23 protein-coding genes are annotated in these 19,273 nt (G+C 63.4%); 15 read left to right on the top strand and 8 right to left on the bottom strand.

Going from position 1 to position 19,273, the window contains the following annotated elements; genetic code table 11:
* The first annotated feature begins 2 nt into the window (after window positions 1-2).
* A complete protein-coding gene (locus ACP2YP_RS28595; RefSeq protein WP_426419589.1) occupies window positions 3-302 on the top strand; it encodes a copper-binding protein in 300 nt (99 codons plus the stop codon).
* A gap of 169 nt (window positions 303-471) precedes the next feature.
* On the opposite strand, the gene ACP2YP_RS28600 is transcribed toward ACP2YP_RS28595, so the two are convergent.
* Window positions 472-1,026, bottom strand: coding sequence for a PQQ-dependent catabolism-associated CXXCW motif protein (locus tag ACP2YP_RS28600; RefSeq protein ID WP_426419590.1), 555 nt, complete (start codon window positions 1,024-1,026; stop codon window positions 472-474).
* Window positions 1,023-1,904, bottom strand: a complete 882-nt coding sequence (locus ACP2YP_RS28605) for a substrate-binding domain-containing protein (RefSeq protein WP_426419591.1) — start codon at window positions 1,902-1,904, stop codon at window positions 1,023-1,025. The genes ACP2YP_RS28600 and ACP2YP_RS28605 overlap by 4 nt, the downstream gene beginning before the upstream one ends.
* 260 nt (window positions 1,905-2,164) lie before the next feature.
* On the opposite strand from ACP2YP_RS28605, the gene ACP2YP_RS28610 reads away from it, so the two are divergent.
* Both ACP2YP_RS28610 and ACP2YP_RS28615 read left to right on the top strand, forming a co-directional pair.
* Window positions 2,165-2,956: a quinoprotein relay system zinc metallohydrolase 2 gene (locus ACP2YP_RS28610; RefSeq protein ID WP_426426292.1), complete on the top strand. Its 792-nt coding sequence runs from the start codon at window positions 2,165-2,167 to the stop codon at window positions 2,954-2,956.
* Between the two features lie 52 nt (window positions 2,957-3,008).
* Entirely contained in the window at window positions 3,009-3,827 is an 819-nt protein-coding gene (locus ACP2YP_RS28615; protein ID WP_426419592.1) for a quinoprotein dehydrogenase-associated SoxYZ-like carrier, read from the top strand.
* Between the two features lie 97 nt (window positions 3,828-3,924).
* Here the strand turns inward: ACP2YP_RS28615 and ACP2YP_RS28620 are convergent, their stop codons facing one another.
* Entirely contained in the window at window positions 3,925-4,284 is a 360-nt protein-coding gene (locus tag ACP2YP_RS28620) for a hypothetical protein (protein ID WP_426419593.1), read from the bottom strand.
* A gap of 87 nt (window positions 4,285-4,371) precedes the next feature.
* On the opposite strand from ACP2YP_RS28620, the gene ACP2YP_RS28625 reads away from it, so the two are divergent.
* From ACP2YP_RS28625 to ACP2YP_RS28640, 4 genes are read left to right on the top strand one after another with little or no spacing between them, the layout of a single operon-like run.
* Window positions 4,372-5,352: an ABC transporter substrate-binding protein gene (locus ACP2YP_RS28625; RefSeq protein ID WP_426419594.1), complete on the top strand. Its 981-nt coding sequence runs from the start codon at window positions 4,372-4,374 to the stop codon at window positions 5,350-5,352.
* 1 nt (window position 5,353) lies between these two features.
* Window positions 5,354-6,091 (top strand): ABC transporter permease, encoded by a 738-nt coding sequence (locus tag ACP2YP_RS28630; protein ID WP_426419595.1) that lies wholly within the window; start codon window positions 5,354-5,356, stop codon window positions 6,089-6,091.
* Window positions 6,081-6,791, top strand: a complete 711-nt coding sequence (locus tag ACP2YP_RS28635; RefSeq protein ID WP_426419596.1) for an ABC transporter ATP-binding protein — start codon at window positions 6,081-6,083, stop codon at window positions 6,789-6,791. Before ACP2YP_RS28630 ends, ACP2YP_RS28635 begins: the two co-directional genes overlap by 11 nt.
* A gap of 47 nt (window positions 6,792-6,838) precedes the next feature.
* The gene (locus ACP2YP_RS28640; RefSeq protein ID WP_426419597.1) at window positions 6,839-7,192 is read left to right on the top strand and encodes a hypothetical protein; all 354 of its coding nucleotides are present in this window, start codon (window positions 6,839-6,841) and stop codon (window positions 7,190-7,192) included.
* 132 nt (window positions 7,193-7,324) lie between these two features.
* Here ACP2YP_RS28640 and ACP2YP_RS28645 read toward each other — a convergent pair whose 3' ends face one another.
* The 4 genes from ACP2YP_RS28645 to ACP2YP_RS28660 all read right to left on the bottom strand — a co-directional run bounded on the left by ACP2YP_RS28645 (window position 7,325) and on the right by ACP2YP_RS28660 (window position 9,211).
* Complete coding sequence (locus tag ACP2YP_RS28645) at window positions 7,325-7,534, bottom strand: hypothetical protein (RefSeq protein ID WP_426419598.1); 210 nt, start codon at window positions 7,532-7,534, stop codon at window positions 7,325-7,327.
* A gap of 104 nt (window positions 7,535-7,638) precedes the next feature.
* Window positions 7,639-8,541 (bottom strand): hypothetical protein, encoded by a 903-nt coding sequence (locus ACP2YP_RS28650; RefSeq protein WP_426419599.1) that lies wholly within the window; start codon window positions 8,539-8,541, stop codon window positions 7,639-7,641.
* 24 nt (window positions 8,542-8,565) lie between these two features.
* Window positions 8,566-8,646 carry a pyrroloquinoline quinone precursor peptide PqqA gene (pqqA, locus tag ACP2YP_RS28655; RefSeq protein ID WP_012029362.1) on the bottom strand — a complete coding sequence of 27 codons (81 nt, stop codon included), beginning with the start codon at window positions 8,644-8,646 and terminating at the stop codon, window positions 8,566-8,568.
* Window positions 8,647-8,818: 172 nt separating this feature from the next.
* The gene (locus tag ACP2YP_RS28660; protein ID WP_426419600.1) at window positions 8,819-9,211 is read right to left on the bottom strand and encodes a calcium-binding protein; all 393 of its coding nucleotides are present in this window, start codon (window positions 9,209-9,211) and stop codon (window positions 8,819-8,821) included.
* Between the two features lie 334 nt (window positions 9,212-9,545).
* Here ACP2YP_RS28660 and ACP2YP_RS28665 point away from each other — a divergent pair, with 334 nt between their 5' ends.
* Genes ACP2YP_RS28665 through ACP2YP_RS28675 form a run of 3 tightly spaced genes read left to right on the top strand, consistent with a single transcriptional unit; the run spans window position 9,546 to window position 12,499 of the window.
* Window positions 9,546-11,210, top strand: coding sequence for a methanol/ethanol family PQQ-dependent dehydrogenase (locus ACP2YP_RS28665; RefSeq protein WP_426419601.1), 1,665 nt, complete (start codon window positions 9,546-9,548; stop codon window positions 11,208-11,210).
* Between the two features lie 12 nt (window positions 11,211-11,222).
* On the top strand, window positions 11,223-11,576 hold the full coding sequence (locus ACP2YP_RS28670) for a c-type cytochrome (RefSeq protein WP_426419602.1): 354 nt from the start codon (window positions 11,223-11,225) through the stop codon (window positions 11,574-11,576).
* Window positions 11,573-12,499, top strand: coding sequence for a substrate-binding periplasmic protein (locus ACP2YP_RS28675; protein ID WP_426419603.1), 927 nt, complete (start codon window positions 11,573-11,575; stop codon window positions 12,497-12,499). The genes ACP2YP_RS28670 and ACP2YP_RS28675 overlap by 4 nt, the downstream gene beginning before the upstream one ends.
* A 41-nt stretch (window positions 12,500-12,540) precedes the next feature.
* Here the strand turns inward: ACP2YP_RS28675 and ACP2YP_RS28680 are convergent, their stop codons facing one another.
* Complete coding sequence (locus ACP2YP_RS28680) at window positions 12,541-13,509, bottom strand: helix-turn-helix domain-containing protein (RefSeq protein WP_426419604.1); 969 nt, start codon at window positions 13,507-13,509, stop codon at window positions 12,541-12,543.
* Between the two features lie 513 nt (window positions 13,510-14,022).
* Between ACP2YP_RS28680 and xoxF5 the strand changes: the two genes are divergently transcribed.
* From xoxF5 to ACP2YP_RS28705, 5 genes are all read left to right on the top strand, one after another.
* Window positions 14,023-15,828 carry a lanthanide-dependent methanol dehydrogenase XoxF5 gene (xoxF5, locus tag ACP2YP_RS28685; RefSeq protein ID WP_426419605.1) on the top strand — a complete coding sequence of 602 codons (1,806 nt, stop codon included), beginning with the start codon at window positions 14,023-14,025 and terminating at the stop codon, window positions 15,826-15,828.
* Window positions 15,829-15,939: 111 nt separating this feature from the next.
* Window positions 15,940-16,428 carry a c-type cytochrome, methanol metabolism-related gene (locus ACP2YP_RS28690; RefSeq protein ID WP_426426293.1) on the top strand — a complete coding sequence of 163 codons (489 nt, stop codon included), beginning with the start codon at window positions 15,940-15,942 and terminating at the stop codon, window positions 16,426-16,428.
* Between the two features lie 61 nt (window positions 16,429-16,489).
* A complete protein-coding gene (locus ACP2YP_RS28695; RefSeq protein ID WP_426419606.1) occupies window positions 16,490-17,599 on the top strand; it encodes an S-(hydroxymethyl)glutathione dehydrogenase/class III alcohol dehydrogenase in 1,110 nt (369 codons plus the stop codon).
* A gap of 31 nt (window positions 17,600-17,630) precedes the next feature.
* Window positions 17,631-18,194, top strand: coding sequence for an S-(hydroxymethyl)glutathione synthase (gene gfa, locus ACP2YP_RS28700; RefSeq protein ID WP_426419607.1), 564 nt, complete (start codon window positions 17,631-17,633; stop codon window positions 18,192-18,194).
* Window positions 18,195-18,820: 626 nt separating this feature from the next.
* Window positions 18,821-19,273, top strand: coding sequence for a (2Fe-2S)-binding protein (locus tag ACP2YP_RS28705; RefSeq protein ID WP_426419608.1), 453 nt, complete (start codon window positions 18,821-18,823; stop codon window positions 19,271-19,273).

Consider the following 19,273-nt stretch of genomic DNA (forward strand, 5'->3'; position numbering starts at 1 on the left):
CGATGGGAACAGCAAAATTCATGCTCGCAAGCGCTGCAGCCATCACGATGCTCGCATCCAGCGCCTTTGCTGACGACATGACCGGAATGGTCACCAGGATCGATCGGCTCAACAACACGATCTCGATCCAGCAGACCCAGAAAGGTACGGTCGGCGGCAGTGCCGGCGGCGCCGGCGCGCTGCAACAGTTCAAGGCCAAGGACGCCGCGATGCTGGATGCCGTCCATGCCGGCGACAGGGTGACGTACACCGCGACCGACACCGATGGCGCGGGCACGTTGACGAAGTTGCAGAAGCAGTAGTTCCGCCTTTACCTCTCCCCGCCTGCGGGGAGAGGTCGGATCGCTCTTGCGATCCGGGTGAGGGGGAGTCTCCGCGAGGCCAACTCTTACCGTCCGTGAGGAAAGTCCCCCTCACCCCAACCCTCTCCCCGCAAGCGGGGCGAGGGAGCGCACCTGCGCTCGATCGCTGCTACTCAGGCCGCGGCTCCGGCTGCCCTTCCTCGGTGGGGAGCTTCGCACGCTCCCAGCCGTCAGTGCCCTCGGGATACCAGGCGACGTTGGAATAGCCGTAAGCCAGCGCGCGCTTGGCGGCGTTCCAGGACATCCAGCAATCAGCGAGGCAATAGATCACGAGCAGCGCGGACTTATCGTCGTGCAAGGCGCGCGCGAGACCGCGCTGGAAATAATCGTCCATGGCCGGCGACAGCGCGCCGTAGCCGGTGTCCGGCAACCAGATACTGCCGGGAATGTTTTTCCGCGGCATGTCTCGCCATACCGTGCCTGCGGGAAGGTTCTTCGGCTTCGGGGCGCGCGGCAGCACGTCGATGAAGGCACCGCTCTTCGCGCGCCAGATCGCCTCGGCTTCCGCGGTCGTGAGCACGCGTGTGCCTTCGAGTGTCGCCGGCACCGGCGCGCGATAATTGTCGGCGCGATAGCCCTCAGGCTCGAACGGCTCCTGCTGCTGCGCCAAAGCCGGCGCCGCCAGCATGACGGCGACGAGCGCAGCGGCAAGATGTCGCCTCATGGCGCCTTCTTGGCCGTCTCCGCACCGAGCGGCCGGTCGTTTTCGTCCAGCAACGGCACACCGAAGTCGAGCAGGATCTTGTTGATCTCGCCCTGGTTCTCCTGAATCAGCTTGTTGAGCTGCCGCTTCCAGTTCTGGTCGGCGGCGCGCACGCCCATGCCGATGCGATAGACCAGTTTGGGGCCGGTGGTTTCCTTCACCAGCGGCGTCACGTGCAGCGAGCCGGCCTTCTTGGCGTAGTACCCCGCCATCGGTCCCCACAGCACGCCGGCATCGATCTTGCCGGCAGCAAGGTCGTCGATCATGGCTTGCGCCGAATTGTCGTAGCGTGTGTCGATCATCAACGGATAGGGCTTTGCATCGCCCATCAGGCCTGCGATCGCCATGTTGGTCGCCGGTGGCGTGCCGGCGACGATGCCGACATGCTTGCCCTTCAACTTCGGATCTTCGAGCGTGTCGACGTCCTCCAGCCCGCTGCCAGCTTTCGCGACCAGCGCGTACGACGTCCGATAGTAAGGATTGGTGCCCTGCACGAGCTCGTCGCCCTGCGGGAAGCCCATGATGACGTCACAGCGATGCGCGCCCAGCGTCATCCGCACGAAGCCGGTGGCCTGAGGGAAGAAGACGTAGTCGAGCTTCTTCTGAAGCTTGTCCGCAAACAGCTCGGCGAGCTTGTTCTCGATCCCTTCGCCCTTCTCGTTGGAGAACGGCAGATTGCGCGGGTCGGCGCAGACGCGCAGCACCTTGGGGTCGACCAGCTCGAACGAGAGATCGCCACTATCAGTCGTTTGCGCGACGGCAGCGTCACCGATCAAGCAAGACGCCGTCATCACACACAGCGAAAACAACCAGCGACGATGTCGTCCGGCCTCCATCATCGCGCTTCCTCCTCATTTCGCCCGAATGCTATCCATGCAACGTAGGACGCACCATGTTTGCCAAGCTTTGCGTTGGCTTGTTGTGCTGCAGTGCAGTGCGGCAAGGCCTGAACTGAGGCGGAAAAGTGTCGCATCTCACGTCAAAGATCGCAGCCCTGTCCCTGCTGGGGATAGCGACGCTAGCACGCGCCGGGGCAGCCGAATTGCCTGTGAGCGAAGTCGCACCGGGAATCTTCGTGCACTCCGGGACCAACGCGCTGATGACCCGCGAGAACGAGGGCGACATCGCCAATGTCGGCTTCATCGTCGGCGCGGATGCGGTCGCGGTGATCGATACCGGCGGCAGCCTTCGTGAAGGCGAGGCGCTGCTGGAGGCCGTGCGGGCGCGCACCAGCAAGCCAATCCGCTACGTCATCAACACCCACGGCCATCCCGATCACGTCTTCGGCAATGCGGCTTTCGTCGCGGACGGAACCAGCTTCGTCGGCCACAGCAGGCTGCCGCAGGCGCTGGCGACGCGCGGCCCATATTATCTCGACAATTTTAAGCGCATCATGGGCAGCGAATTGATCGATCCCGTGAAGATCGTGCCGCCCACCCTGCTTGTTAAGGACACCGTGACGCTCGATCTCGGATCGCGCCGGCTGACCTTGCGGGCATGGTCGGCCGCGCACAGCGACAATGATCTGACGGTGTTCGACGAGACCACGAAGACGCTGTTCGCGGGCGATCTGGTCTTTCTCCGCCACATTCCGGTGGTGGATGGCAGCATCCGCGGCTGGCTCGGCCTGCTGAAGGAGCTGGAAGCCGTTCCGGCGGTCCACGTCGTTCCCGGTCACGGCCCTGTGAGCGATTGGCCTGCCGCGCTCGCCGATGAACGGCGATATCTCTCGACGCTGCTGTCGGACGTCCGCGCCTCGAACAAGAAGGGTGAATCGATCCGGACTGCGGCTGACAAGGCGGCCGCGACGGAGCGTTCGCATTGGGAACTGTTCGACGATTACAACGCCCGCAACGCAACCGCAGCATTTTCGGAAATTGAATGGGAGTAGCGGACGCACTACCTTTGTCGAATAACTGTGTCGTCCGCACAGGACCTTGACCATGATGGGATGCAAACGACGCCTGCTCCTGATCGCCGCACTGCTCGGCATCGCCTTCGCGCTGCCTGCGAGCGCCGAAGAGGCCTACGATCCTTGGCCTGGCCTGGTGCAGGATATCTTCAGCAATCGTCCGATGAACGACGGCAACGACGTCATTTCCATCGAGATGCCGTATCGCGCGGAGGACGCGGCCATCGTACCGGTGACCCTGCGCAGCAAGCTGTCGCCGGGCGATGCCCGCCGCATCCGCTCGATCACGCTGGTGATCGACCGCAACCCGGCGCCGATGGCCGCAAAATTCGAGCTTGGCGCGGACGCCAATGTCACCGAGATCTCCACGCGCGTGCGCGTCAACAATTACACCGACGTTCATGCCGTCGCCGAGCTCAGCGACGGCCAGCTTTACGTCTCCAAGACCTATGTGAAGGCGTCAGGCGGCTGCTCGGCCCCGGCGGGGAAGAACGCGGAAGAGGCACAAAGCCGCCTCGGCCAGATGCGCTACCGGCAATTCGCGCGCGAGGAGGCGCCGGCGAGCCGCATTCGCGAAGCGCAGATCATGATCGGCCATCCCAACAATTCCGGCCTGCAGATGGACCAGGTCACGCAGCTCTATATTCCCGCCTTCTTCATCAACCAGCTGACGCTGACCCAGGACGACAGCCCCGTGCTGTCGATGGAAGGCGGCATCTCGATCTCGGAAGATCCCAATCTGCGCTTCACCTATGTCTCCAACGGCGCGAAGCGATTCCGCGCGGAGGCCAAGGACACGGACGGACACGTGTTCCGGAACGAGTGGGACGTCGAGAAGCCGGGGACTTAGGCTTATTCTCGTCATTCCGGGGCGGTCCGCAGGACCGAACCCGGAACCTCGAGATTCCGGGTTCGCGCTTCGCGCGCCCCGGAATGACAGTCCTTATTCAGAAACACCTCACCTCAGCCTCGGCCTGCGCCCGCCGCAAATCATTCACCGCCGCATTCGCCTGCTCTGACGTCCGGAACTGGGTGCCGAGATTGCCGCGGACCTGGGACATGCTGAGCGCGGTCTCGGCAGTGACATAGCGCTCGTAGGAGACGATCGAGGCGACCACGTCGATCGAGCAGGAGCATTGCTCGATCGCCTGCCGCGTCTCGCCATTGGCTTTCATGCAGCCATAGACATATTCCGCGCGCGCCGACGTCGGATAATCGTTGGCGTCTTCGGCCCGCGCCGCGCAGGCGGTTGCCGCGAGCACGACCAGCGCGGCGACAATCGGTCGTACCTGTCCCGCAAAACGCATGAGCGTCCTCCCGCTGGTTGCGATGGAAGCTATGCTATGCCTATTGTCCTGAAAAGCACTCCCGTCGAGGAAATGGCTCACAAGGTGATGAGAGTTTTGGCACGAATATTGGCGCTCGCAACGACGTTGGCGCTGACGCTGGGCACGCCGGCTCATGCCGCGGACACCATCCGCCTAGCTGTGCAGAAGACCGGAACGTTCTCCTGGGAACTGGCCGCCATCCGCGAGGCCGGGCTCGACAAGGAGGCCAACCTGGCGCTGGAAGTCACCGAGCTTGCGAGCCCCGAGGCCGGCAAGATCGCGCTACGCGCCGGCAATGCCGACATCATGCTGTCGGACTGGCTCTGGGTGTCGCGCGAGCGTGCGCTCGGCGCCAAGCTCACCTTCTATCCCTATTCCAGCGCGCTCGGCGCGGTGATGGTGCAGGCCTCCTCGCCGATCAAGACGCTGGCCGATCTGAAGGGCCGCAAGCTCGCCGTCGGCGGCGGCCCGATCGACAAAAGCTGGCTGCTGCTGCAGGCGCGGATGAAGCAGGACGGCATCGACCTGAAGTCGGAGGCGACGATCGTCTATGGCGCGCCGCCTCTGATTGCCGCGAAGGCGCTCGACGGCGAAATGGATGCGAGCCTGAACTTCTGGAATTTCTGTGCCCAGCTCGAGGCCAAGGGTTTTCGCCGCCTCGCCGGCATCGAGGAGATTTTGCCGAAACTCGGCGCCAAGGGCGCGGTCTCCGCCGTCGGCTACGTCTTCGACGAGAGCTGGGCCGCGAGCCATCGCGACGCCGTGGCGCGCTTCATCGCCATGACCCGCAAGGCCAAGCAGCTGCTGGTCGCCTCGGATGCGGCCTGGGACAAGATCGCCCCGCTCACCGGCGCGACCGATCCGGCCATGCTCAAGACCTACCGCGACCGCTATCGTGACGGCATTCCACGCCGGAACATCAACGATGAGGAAGCGGATGCGCGCGTGCTCTATCGCGTGCTGGCCGAGATCGGCGGCCGCGACCTGGTCGGTCCGACAGCCGAGCTCGATCCCGGCACGTTCTATCACGCAGTCCCCGGAGACTGAGGTGCTGCGCCTTCTCTCGTTCGCCCTGTTTCTCGCGATCTGGTGGACCGCCGCGCTGTTCGTCGGAGGCGCCAAGCTGCCCTCCCCGCCCGCCGTGCTTGACGTCATCATCGCGGAAGCCGCGAGCGGCGCGCTGTTCCTGCATCTCGGTGCAACGCTGGCGCGCGTCGCGTTGTCCTTCGTGCTGGCGATGTCGCTCGGCAGCGCCATCGGCTATTTGATGGGACGGGTTAAGCTCGCCGACCGGCTCGGCGATCCCTGGCTGATCCTGTTGTTGAACCTGCCGGCGCTGGTGGTGATCGTGCTCGCCTATATCTGGGCCGGCCTGACTGAGGCCGCGGCGATCGCTGCCATCGCCATCAACAAGCTGCCGACGGCGGTCGTCACCTTGCGCGAAGGCACGCGCGCGCTCGACAGCTCGCTGGATGAAATGGCGACCGTGTTTGCGATGCCGCGCTGGCGCGCGTTCCGCCATGTCGTGCTGCCGCAGCTTGCGCCGTACATCGCGGCCTCCGCCCGCTCCGGCCTGTCGCTGGTGTGGAAGATCGTGCTGGTCGCCGAGCTGCTGGGACGGCCGAATGGCGTCGGCTTCGAGATCGGCGTTGCCTTCCAGCTGTTCGACACGCCGCGGCTACTGGCCTATTCCCTGACATTCGCCGCGGTCGTGCTCGTGATCGAGACAGCGCTGGTGCAGCCATTCGAGGCCCGCGCAACGCGGTGGCGGCCCCGTGCGGCTTGAGGTCGAGATCACGGGCAAGACGTTTAGAAGTGCCGCGGGCGGAACGCAGGAGGTATTGGCGCCCGTCAATTTCGCGCTGCAATCCGGCGAGGTCGGCGTGCTGATCGGACCATCCGGCTGCGGCAAGAGCACGATGCTGCGCATCATCCTCGGGCTCGACCGCGACTTTGACGGCCATGTCGCGCGGCCGCCGGAGGCGCGGATCGGCATGGTGTTCCAGGAGCCGCGGCTGTTGCCGTGGCGTTCGGTCGAGCAGAACGTTCGGTTAGCCGCGCCCGACATCTCAGAAGCAAAGCTTGCTGAGCTGTTCAGGATTTTGGAGCTCGACGCGCATCGCAGCCACTTCCCGGGCGAATTGTCGCTGGGCCTCGCCCGGCGCGTTGCGCTCGCCCGCGCCTTCGCAGTCGAGCCCGACCTGCTCGTACTCGACGAGCCCCTCGCCTCGCTCGACGACGCGCTTGCCGGCCGCCTGCGCGACGAGATCGCGACGCTGGTGGCTAGTCGTTCGGTTATGACGCTGCTCGTGACGCACAGCATCGACGACGCCATCCGTCTCGGCGACCGCCTGTTCTTCCTGTCGCCGCGCCCCGCGCGCATCGTGCAGGAGGTGCCGATCTCGATTCCGCGCGCCGAACGCAGCGAGGCTGACCTTGCCAGGATCAGGGCGGAGCTCGCAGCACTGCCGCTTGAATCGAAATGAAAACTCGTGGTCAACTGGACCCAGCGAGATCGTCGAGGGAGGTCACCATGCGCCATCAGCTGATTGCGATCGGCATCCTGTTGGTTGCGTTGCCAGGCGCGGCGCTCGCGCAGACCAAGGGCAAGGGCATCCGGCTCTGGAATTTGACCAGCGAGACGATCTCGGGCTTCCAGCTCGCACCTGTTGGCAAGACCGACTGGGGCCCGAACCAGTGCCTGAACGACAAGGACAAGGAAGTCGACCACGACGAGCGTCTGCGCATCACCGGCGTCGAGCCCGGCCGCTATGATGCCAAGGTCAGCTACCCCAACTCGCGGCAATGCGTCGTTCGCGACATCGAAATCAAGGCCGATGCAGTGTTCTCGATCGCCGACAAGGATCTGAAGGACTGCACCAAGTAGACTGCCCTCATCCTGAGGAGCCTGCGGAGCAGGCGTCTCGAAGGATGGCGGCTGGGTGAGACGCGGGCCTTCATGGTTCGAGACACGCGTTCCGCGCTCCTCACCATGAGGAGCTGGATGAGCGAGGTCACGTCACGCCTTGTCGTTCGGGTGCGGATATTCACAGTGCCAGCGCACGGCCTGCCACTTCGGGTGCTCGCCGACCCATTGCGCGATATAGGGCGGCGCGGCCATCGCGCATTGCGTCGGCGACCCCGCATAGTTGAACACCAGATGCTGCTCTTCGCAGGTCGCGGGCGAGAGCACCGCACACACAGTCACCACCAGGTCGATCGGATTCATGCCGGGATCCTCGCGCGGGCACGGTTCAGATTAGCACAAAGGGATACGTCCCGAGGAGCCGGAAGTTTCAATCCGACGTGAGGGACGCGCTGGGACCCGCTCCGCTAGAAATTCACCCCGAACACCAGCCGCGCCTGATGCCGCTCGAAATTGACGAGGTCGAGATTGGCTCCCGATCCGGCCGGACGGCCCCAGGCCTGCATGCTCCAGCTCAGGGTGAGCCGCGATTGCTCGGAGAGCTGGAAGTAGGCGGTCGGGCCGACGAACAGCGCCTGCCCCGAAAACTCGCCGAGGCCGATGCCTTCATACTGGCGGAAGTAGCGCATCTCACCGCCGACCAGCACGTTGGAGCTCACGCGCACCATGCCGGCAAAGGCGGCGCCGATGGTGGAGCTCTTCTCGGACAGCCCCGACACGTCGAAGCGCGACCATTGCGGCTGGTAGATCAAATTGAGCGCGCCGACCGCGAAATTCATCAGCTCGCGATCGAAGGCGAGCGTGAAGTCGGTGCCGTACATCCGTCCTTTGGCGCCGCTGACCTCGTCGATGCGATCGCCATGGGTCGCGGCGGCGATGGTCATCCCGAACGGGGCGCTCCCATGGTCGAGCAGGCGATAACGCAGGTCGAGCGAGAGGCCCTGGAAGTTGAACTGGCGGCGGTCGTCGATATCAGGAACGCCGGTGATGTCGTGCAGCGTGGTGGTGGCGCCGACCTCGATGCGAAAATTCGGCAGCGGCACGATTTCGATCTCGACCTCATGGCCGAGCGCGCGATAGGTGCCACCGCCCTTGCCGAAGCGTCCCGTCGTCTCGGTCTGGAATTCACGCTCGCCGGGATTGCCGACATCGCTGCCGATCATGAAGCCGAAGATATGCTCGCTGTCGAAGCCCTCTTCGGCCCTCGCGGACATTGGCACGAGCGTGAGCGTGCACGCGATCGCCATCCAGATTGTGCGGGCTCCAATGCGCATCACGAACACTACCACGGCTTCGACGGTGTTCGCCATCGAAGCCGCGGCAGGTCGTCAGTCTTACTTGCGCGCAGCGCAGGCGTACATGTTGATTTCCATGCCGACCGGCACTTCCACGATCTTCGGAGCTTTCCAAGCCATTCGGGGTCTCCCCAAGTATTGAGCGCGACATCGCGCCGGGCAAAAACCTAGGGCTGCCTCACGCACAGCGCAAGCGTGGAATCGGACCACGAACACAGCGAACTGTCGCGTCACACCCGTACAGTTCACTCTCGGGCAAACGACCTTCGCTCCCAGTCAAGCGCGGCTGTTCTCAACGCAAAAGCCGCAGCAGTGCGCGACCCGCGCGCGAGTTCAGCTCCTTCGCATCCAGCGTTCCGTCCTTGTCGGGATTCGCAGCGTTGAAGCGCTGCTCCACCACGGCAAGATATTCGTCGAGCGTCAGCGTCCCGTCGTGATCAGGGTCGGCGGCGGCGAGTTCTTTTGCCGTTAACCGTCCACGCAATTCACGCACGTCGAGCGTTCCATCATGGTCGGAATCGAGCTTTGCGAACAGCGCGGCGGCCGCCTTCTTCACCTCGGCCAGATCGAGCGTGCCGTCATTGTCCGTGTCGAACATCTTGACGGCGCCGCCGGATGCCGACCAGGCCGGACCGGAGAGCGCAGCAAACGTGAGCGCCAGCGCAACTGAGCGACGCGTTATCATTCAGACCTCCCTCACCATGAGCCCCGATTCGCTGGGGATAGCGACAACATAAGTCCGCAAGCCGGCCCGGGTTCAAGCCGAATTGCGATGCTTCGCCCGCGACGGAGCCGGGTCGGGCTAAAATTCTCGCGCTGCGCCAATCTTCGCGGCGTGGAAATTGGTGCAGCGCATTCGCGCAAGACGAGCAGAATTCTTCGAAGATTACCGCACCAAGCCTGGCATCTGGCGTCCAACATATCGGCAGCGTGCTTTCGACTTTCGTATTGACGGTTTTTACATTCGGGCGGAGTGTTGCTCCCGCAGCGTCAAAAGGCGCGCATATTGGGAGGAACGGATGAAACGCTTTGCGATGGCCGCGAGCCTCGTCATATCCGCATGCTCGGTTGCGAGCGCACAGACGACCGATCAACTGGTCAAGGGCGCAACCGATACGTCGAACGTTCTCAATTACGGGATGGGCTACAATCTCCAGCGCTTCTCGACGCTGAACCAGATCAACAAGGACACCGTCAAGAACCTCGTCCCGGTCTGGAATTATTCCTTCAACGACGATCGCAGCGAGGAATCGCAGCCGCTGGTGTACCAGGGCGTGATCTACGTGACCTCTCACAACGCGACCATGGCGGTCGACGCCAAGACCGGCAAGCAGATCTGGAAATCCAAGATCGAATATCCGGCCGAGACGCCGCGCATCGTCTGCTGCGGCATCATCAACCGCGGCGGCGCGCTCTACGAAGGCAAGCTGTTCCGTACCACCCTCGACGCCAACGTGATCGCGATCGACGCCAAGGACGGCAAGGAGCTGTGGCGGCAGAAGGCGGCCGACATCAAGGAAGGCTATTCGATGACGGTGGCACCGCTCGTCGCCGACGGCGTCGTCATCACCGGCATCTCCGGCGCCGAGTTCGGCACCCGCGGCTTCATCGACGGCTGGGATCCGGCAACGGGCAAGCATCTCTGGCGCACGCATTCGGTCCCCTCGCCGGACGAGCCCGGCGGCGACACCTGGAAGGGCGACACCTGGAAGCTCGGCGGCGGCTCGACCTGGATCACGGGGTCCTATGATCCCGAGCTGAACACGGTCTATTGGGGCATCGGCAATCCCGGCCCGTTCAACGCGGCGGTGCGCCCCGGCGACAATCTCTACACCTGCTCCGTGCTGGCGATGGATCCCAAGACCGGCAAGATCAAGTGGCACTACCAGTTCTCGCCGAACAATCCGTTCGACTATGACTCGGTGGCCGAGATGGTCCTCGCCGACATGAATGTCGAGGGCAAGCCGACCAAGGTGCTGATGGATGCCAACCGCAATGGCTTCTTCTACGTGCTCGACCGTACCAACGGAAAGGTGCTCGCGGCCAATCCTTACGTGAAGGTGAATTGGGCGACCGGCGTCGATCTCAAGACGGGCAAGCCGATCGAGACCGACGTCGTCAAGGATGCGCGCGACGGCAAGAAGGTCACGGTTTATCCGTCGATCCTCGGCGGCAAGAACTGGGAGCCGATGTCGTTCAACCCGCAGACCGGCCTCGCCTATGCCAACACGCTCGCCTTCGGCGGCAGGTACAAGTCGGAGCCGGTCACCTTCAAGCAGGGTGAATGGTATCTCGGCATGGACCTCACCGATCCCTGGGAATGGGGTGACGGCGCGCGCGGCCATCTGAAGGCGATCGATCCGATGACCGGCAAGGCGAAGTGGGAGGCGGCAAGCGACATCCCGCGCTTCTCCGGCGTGCTGTCGACCGCGGGCGGCGTCGTGTTCACGGGTGCGCTGACCGGCGAGTTCGAGGCCTTCGACGCCGACACCGGCAAGAAGCTCTGGCAATTCCAGACCGGCTCCGGCATCGAGGGACAGCCGGTGACTTGGCAGCAGGACGGCGTCCAGTACATCGCCGTCACTAGCGGCTATGGCGGCGTCTACTCGCTGTTCTCCGGCGACGAGCGGCTTGCAAAAGTGCCGCCCGGCGGCTCGCTGTGGGTCTTTGCGGTGAAGCAGTAGCGGCAAGAGACGTTGAGGGACATATCTCACAAGACGGTGGCGATCCTCGCCGCCGTCGCGGTGCTGACGGTCGCGCTTGCGGCGACCGTTAGCGCCGCGGATGATTCGAACGGCAATCCGCCGCAGGCGCAGATCGACCACGGCAAGTCGACCTATGCCGAGAAATGCTCGCACTGCCACGGCCCCAACATGATGAATTCCGGTACCATCACGCCGGACCTGCGCGCCTTTCCCGACGACAGGACGCGCTTCGTCACCACCGTGAAGAACGGCAAGAACAACAAGATGCCACCCTGGGGCGATATCCTGAGCGACGACGAGATCGGAAATCTCTGGGCCTTCATCTCGAGCCGGAGGAAGCCATGAGGGGCCGGCTGGCAGCACTCGGTCTCGCCGCAATGCTTGTGGCTCCGGCAACGCTCGCGTGGGCGGCAGAACCCCTCAGCATCTGTCTCGACGAGGACCGGCCGCCGCTCTCTGCGCATCACCGCGGCAAGCCGGATTCGGGCTTCGACGTGTTGCTGGCGCAGGCGATCGCGGAGCGAATGGGACGCCCGCTCAAAATCCAGTGGTTCGAGAGCAAGCTGGACGAAGATTCGAGCCCGCAGCTCGAGGCCAATGCCCTGCTGTCCGACGGCCGCTGCTCGCTGGTTGGCGGCTACGCGCTGACGACGGATTCCCTCGTCAAGCCCGGCCTGAAGACGGCGCGCTTGCCGGATTTCGCGGGCGCCACGCGCGACGACCGGCGCCGCCGCGTTGCGCTCGGCGTACTCGCTCCGAGCCGGCCTTACGTCTATTCGCCGATGACGGTGGTGCTCGGGCCGAAAGCGCGCGACCGCAAGATCGGCGATATCGGCGACCTCGCCGGCCTGCGCCTCGCGATCGAAAGCGGATCGCTCGGCGACGCCATCCTGATGACCTTCGACAAGGGACGGCTGATCGACAACATCACCCATCTCGTGCCCGCCCGCGACGACCTCCTGGGCGCGCTCGATCGCGGCGATTACGATGCGACGCTGATCGATCTCGCGCGCTACGACGCCCACCGCGCCGCGCATTCTGATACGGCGATATCAGCCTCCGGCTATTATTATCCGATCGGGGCCAATCGCGGCTATGTCGGGCTCGCTAGCAATGGAGCGCTGGTCGACGCCATCAACAAGGTGCTGACGGATCTGGCCGCCGAGGGCAAGATCGCCGAATTCGGCAAGCAGGCTGGCCTGACCTATCTGCCGCCGCGCGAGCCCGCGATCCTCGGCGACGTCTGGGGGAAGATCATTCAGCGGTGACGGCCAGTCGCAAAGCGCCGCGTTGCCACACCAGTGCCCACTTAGTTCTCGTCGACGGCAACAGCGCCCTGTTGCCCCTTGTGGATCGAAGACGGCACCACGCCGAAATATTTCCGGAACACGCGGCTGAAATGCGATGAGCTGGAGAAGCCCCAGGAGAACGCGACGTCGGTGATGGTCTTGCCGCCGTGGGCCTCGAGCTCCTGGCGGCAGTTCTGAAGGCGGGCCTGCCAGATGTAATCGCTCACCGTGGTGCCGCGCTCTGAGAACAGCATGTGCAGATAGCGCTTGGAGCAGCCGAGCTCGGCGGAGATCTGGTCGATGCACAGATCGGGATCGCGCAGGTGCTCGCGGATGAAAAATTGGGCACGCACATACATCGCCTCGGGCCCGACCCGATCGAACATCGTGTCGGCTTCGCGCAGCGGCAGCAGCAACAGGTCGATCAGCGAATCGGCGACGCCGACCGCGCTGTTGGCCGACAGCTTCGCCGCCTCGTCGAAGGTGGCATGGACGAAATCATGGGCGATCCGCCCCGTTCCCGTGCGCGACGACAGCTTGCAGGCCGGCATCCGCTGTGACGGGAAGCCGCGATCGCGCAGCAGCGACTTTGGCACGATCACCACATCGTGGCGCGTGAAGGCGGGGCTGATGATCGAATGCGGACAGGAGACGTCATAGGCGATGATGTCGCCAGGGTTCAGCTCGATGTGGCGGCCTTCCTGCTCGAAGTAAGACACGCCGTAGGTCTGGAAGTGGATCTTGATGTAGGGGTGTTCATTGGCCTTGGCACGCGCCAGCGTGTGCGCGATGCGATGCTGGCTCACCTCGATCTGGCACAGTTTCAGGCGCGAGACGCTGGTGTAGTCGATGCGGCCTTCGAGCGAGGATGCCTCCAGCGGATCGACATCGAAGTGTCCGCACAGACTCGTCAGCCCATCGATCCAGCTCTGGATCTGTCGCTTCGGCGTCAGTCCGGTTGTCGAGAGCGTGTGAATTGTGTCGGACATTAATCCAGCCACTGGTGATCCCGGAGCATCAACGCGAATCGCGGCCAGCGCCTGCTGAAGCCCTCAGCCATGATTGCGTGACGTTTACCTCAAATTTGGGCGGACTTTTGAAACGAGCGCCATCGTTCCTTTGCCACCCTTGCAAGTTAATCCTCCGCCTTAGTTGCACCCTCGTCAAGCGGAACCTGCGCGTTGCGCGTGGCGCTGGGCGAGACGGAAGCCGCTGAATTCGCTACCGCAAACATCAAAAACTTTGCCTCCGTGCGCTGTCGAGCAAAGCGGGTTCACTCTTGGGCAAGTTTCCTGTTGGCGAACTCGTTAGGAATTGCGGCAGGAACAAAAAGAACGGGCCGCTCCTGCACGTGGACCCGTAGCTCTCATCGGAGGAGGAAACAGCACAGCATCGTTTCTGGTCCCCCACGTGACCGCCCTGCACGAGCAGACGCCGGACGAGAAGCCCGGTGATTGAGCAATGCTTCGGAAACAATAAACAAGACCAACGGAGGAATGACTATGCGCAAGGTGCTACTGGCAACCTTTCTTGGCTCCGCGGCGGCTCTCGCCGTCGGGAGCGCCTCGGCCAATGACGAGGTCCTCAAGATGTCGCAGAACCCGAAGGACTGGGTGATGCCGACCGGCGACTACGCCAACAGCCGCTATTCCAAGCTGAACCAGATCAACGCACAAAATGTCGGCAAGCTCCAGGTCGCCTGGACCTTCTCGACCGGCGTGCTGCGCGGCCACGAAGGCGGCCCGCTGATCATCGGCAACATGATGTACGTCCATACGCCGTTTCCGAACAAGGTCTACGCCATTGACCTTTCGCAGGAGAACAAGATCGTCTGGAAGTACGAGCCGAAGCAGGATCCGAACGTCATCCCGGTGATGTGCTGCGATACGGTCAACCGCGGCCTCGCTTTCGGTGACGGCAAGATCTTCCTGCATCAGGCCGATACGACCCTCGTCGCGCTCGACGCCAAGACCGGTCAGGTTGCGTGGACCGCGAAGAACGGCGATCCGAGCAAGGGCGAGACCGGCACCTCGGCACCGATGGTCGTCAAGGACAAGGTGCTGATCGGCATCTCCGGCGGCGAGTTCGGCGTTCAGGCCCACATGAGCGCCTACGACATCAAGACCGGCAAGCTGGCCTGGCGCGGCTTCTCGGAAGGACCGGATGACCAGATCCTGGTCGACGACAAGACCACTGCGCTCGGCAAGCCGATCGGAAAGGACTCCAGCTTGAAGACCTGGCAAGGCGATCAGTGGAAGATCGGCGGCGGCGCGACCTGGGGCTGGATCTCCTACGATCCCGAGCTGAACCTCGTCTATTACGGATCGGGCAACCCCTCGACCTGGAATCCGAAGCAGCGTCCCGGTGACAACAAATGGTCGATGACGATCTGGGCACGCAACCCGGACACCGGCCTCGCCAAATGGGTCTACCAGATGACGCCCCATGACGAATGGGACTATGACGGCGTCAACGAGATGATCCTCTCGGATCAGTCGATCAACGGCCAGCCGCGCAAGCTGCTGACGCATTTCGATCGTAACGGTCTCGGCTACACGCTCGATCGCACCAACGGCGAGCTGCTGGTCGCCGAAAAGTACGATCCGAAGGTGAACTGGACCTCCGGCGTCGACATGGACAAGAACTCCGCCACCTATGGCCGTCCGAAGGTGCTCGATGCAGCTTCGACCGACAAGGCCGGCGAAGATCACAACGTGAAGGGCATCTGCCCGGCCGCGCTCGGTACCAAGGACGAGCAGCCGGCGGCCTACTCGCCCGACACGCAGCTGTTCTACGTCCCGACCAACCACGTCTGCATGGACTACGAACCGTTCAAGGTGAGCTACACCGCGGGCCAGCCCTATGTGGGTGCGACGCTCTCGATGTATCCGCCGCAGGGCGAGACCCATATGGGTAACTTCATCGCCTGGGACGGCAAGACCGGCAAGATCGTCTGGTCGAACAAGGAGCAGTTCTCGGTCTGGTCGGGTGCGCTCGCAACCGCCGGCGGCGTGGTGTTCTACGGCACGCTCGAAGGCTACCTGAAGGCGGTCGACGCCAAGACCGGCAAGGAGCTCTACAAGTTCAAGACTCCCTCCGGCATCATCGGCAACGTCACCACCTACGAGAACGGCGGCAAGCAGTACGTCGCAGTGCTCTCCGGCGTAGGCGGCTGGGCCGGCATCGGTCTGGCGGCTGGCCTGACCGATCCGACCGCAGGTCTCGGTGCAGTCGGTGGCTACGCCGCGCTCAGCAACTACACGGCACTCGGCGGCACGCTGACCGTGTTCTCGCTGCCCGCGAACTAGCCCCACCTCCGTATCGCTCCGGCGCGTGGATCAACTCCACGCGCCGGCTCGTCTCCACCCGATGCCTCCGAGGAACACCTCTTGCGTAAAATCCGCTCTGTCATTGCTATGATGATCCTCGTTGCGTCCGGAGGAATTGCTGTCGCGGACGGCTCGGGCGACCCGACCGCCGTCAAGCAGAACGAAACTGGCGAATGGCTGGATAAGGACGGTAACCCGACCTACAAGATCAACGGCGACTCCGTCGACTGGTACACCTATTCCGGATACCGCCGCTATCACTCGGATTGCCATGTGTGTCATGGCCCGGATGGCATGGGCTCGACCTATGCGCCCGCACTGAAGGATTCGCTCAAGACGATGGGCTATGCCGATTTTCTCGGCGTCGTCGCCTCGGGCCGCAAGAATATCTCCACCGCCGCAGAGAACGTGATGCCGGCCTTCGGAGATAACCCGAACGTCGCCTGTTACATGGACGATCTCTACGTCTATCTGCGCGCCCGCTCCAACGAGGCCTGGGGCCGCGCCCGTCCCGGCAAGCATGAGGACAAGAACGACGCCTATACCAAGAACGAAGACTCGTGCATGGGCAAGAAGTGAACGTTTGCAGCCCGGCAGAGACCTAAGTCTTGGCATCCTGCGAGAATTTGAGGAGTTACCGATGAAGACACGCGCCGCTGTCGCTTTCGAAGCGAAAAAACCGCTCGAGATCGTCGAAGTCGATCTGGAAGGGCCGAAGGCCGGCGAAGTCCTGGTCGAGATCAAGGCGACGGGCATATGCCACACCGACGCCTACACGCTCGACGGTCTCGACAGCGAAGGAATCTTCCCGTCGATCCTCGGCCATGAGGGGGCCGGCATCATCCGCGAGATCGGCGCAGGCGTAACCTCGGTGAGGCCGGGCGATCACGTCATTCCGCTCTACACGCCGGAATGCCGTCAGTGCAAAAGCTGCCTGAGCCAGAAGACCAATCTCTGCACCGCGATCCGCGCGACGCAGGGCAAGGGCGTGATGCCTGACGGCACCAGCCGCTTCTCCTACAAGGGCAAGCCGATCTACCACTATATGGGCTGCTCGACCTTCTCCAACTTCACGGTGCTGCCGGAGATCGCGGTGGCGAAGATCCGCGAGGACGCTCCCTTCGACAAGAGCTGCTATATCGGCTGCGGCGTCACCACCGGCGTCGGCGCCGTCGTCAACACCGCCAAGGTCGAGCCGGGCTCCAACGTCGTCGTGTTCGGCCTCGGCGGAATCGGGTTGAACGTGATCCAGGGCGCCAAGATGGCCGGCGCCGACAAGATCATCGGCGTCGACGTCAACGACTCCAAGGAGGAGTGGGGCCGCCGGTTCGGCATGACCGACTTCGTCAACCCCAAGAAGATCACCGGCGACATCGTCCCGTACCTGGTGACCCTGACCGACGGCGGTGCCGACTACACCTTCGACTGCACCGGCAACACCACGGTGATGCGCCAGGCGCTGGAAGCCTGCCATCGCGGCTGGGGCACCTCGATCATCATCGGCGTCGCCGAAGCCGGCAAGGAGATAGCAACCCGTCCGTTCCAGCTCGTCACCGGCCGCAACTGGCGCGGCACCGCCTTCGGCGGCGCGCGCGGCCGCACCGACGTGCCGAAGATCGTCGACTGGTACATGAACGGAAAGATCCAGATCGACCCGATGATCACCCACACGCTCAAGCTCGAAGACATCAACAAGGGCTTCGACCTGATGCATGAGGGCAAATCGATTCGTTCAGTCGTCGTGTTCTAACTCAAGCGTCACACCAAAGGAGGATCGACCCATGACTGTTGCACTCCACCCCTCGATCGACAACGGTCTCAAACAAGGCACCGGCCACTTTGCCGGCGGCACGCTCGTCTGCAAATGCGCAGACCATCAGGTCAAGGTCGGCATCAAGGGCGACGTGGCGCACAACCACGCCTGCGGCTGCACCAAGTGCTGGAAGCCGCAGGGCGCGACCTTCTCGGTCGTAGCCGTGGTGCCGCGCCAGAACGTCACCGTGCTCGAGAACGGCGACAAGCTCCAGATCGTCGACGCCTCGGCGGTGATCCAGCGTCACGCCTGCAAGGCCTGCGGGACCCACATGTTCGGCCGCATCGAGAACAAGAACCATCCGTTCTACGGGCTCGATTTCATCCATCCGGAGCTGTTCCAGGAGCAGGGCTCGCAGGCGCCGCAATTCGCCGCCTTCGTCTCCTCGGTGATCGAATCCGGCGTCAAGCCTGAGCAGATGGCCGGCATCCGGTCGCGGCTGAAGGAAATCGGGCTCGAGCCCTATGACTGCCTGTCGCCGGCGCTGATGGATGCGATCGCGACCCACATGGCGAAGGCCAAAGCCGCCTGACAAAGCCGCCAGACGCTGCCCGTCCGCTCGCTGGTCACCAGCGAGCCGGACGGCTGCGGCTCTCGAATGATTTGCGGCGAGTTTGCCGCTTGTGCACTTTGCGTATGCGAGCGCGTTCCGTTCCCTCAGTCCTGGTCTCTGAATGACTGCGCAGTGCCGCCCTCTTCCTGCTTGAAGTCAGCGTCTCTGCGATTCTCCCTCCCTCGACTGAGGACTACTGCTTCGTCCGCGCAGTCCCTCTGGCGGACGAAGCTTTTTTCACCGCGCCTCAGATTCTGCAATTGCCCATCGCGCGACGCGTTGCCGCGCCCTGCTTTTGACAAACCTCAGATGAATCTCTTCACGTCGAGAACAGCTCGCTAAGAACACTTGGCTGTGAACGCCGGCCCGGCGCGATGTCTGCTACGATTTCGTCGTGATGATGCCGCGCGACATTCAATCAATTAAGAACAAAACGGGAGGTATCGAGCACATCCGCACATGACGATTCGCATTCCAGCTTCCTACCGGGATTTGCCCGCGGAGGATAACAGGCGGAGATGCGGCGGCACGACGTACGGACCATTTCGCCGATCGACATCGGCAAATCCTGAAATCATCGAGCTTATGAAGAGCGAGGGACGATCATGATCAAGGTGAAGATCAACGGCCAGGAACAGAGCTGGGACGGCGACCCGGATCTCCCGCTACTCTGGTTCCTGCGCGACGAAGCCGGGCTGACCGGCACCAAATTCGGCTGTGGCCAGGCCCTGTGCGGCGCCTGCACTGTCATCGTCGACAAGGAGGCGGTCCGCTCCTGCATCACCTCGATCAACGACGTCGCGGGGCGCGAAGTCACCACGATCGAGGGGCTGCATCCCGACGGCGATCATCCGGTCCAGAAGGCCTGGCGCGAGGTCAATGTTCCCCAATGCGGCTTCTGCCAGGCCGGCCAGATCATGCAGGCCGCGGCGCTCCTGATGGAGAACCCCAAGCCATCGCATGACCAGATCCGCGAGGCGATGGCCGGCAACATCTGCCGCTGCGGCTGCTACCAGCGCATCGAGAACGCCGTCCATCTCGCATCGACGGGAGTGTGA

This window comes from Bradyrhizobium genosp. A (assembly GCF_049949275.1).
Classification (GTDB): Bacteria; Pseudomonadota; Alphaproteobacteria; order Rhizobiales; family Xanthobacteraceae; genus Bradyrhizobium.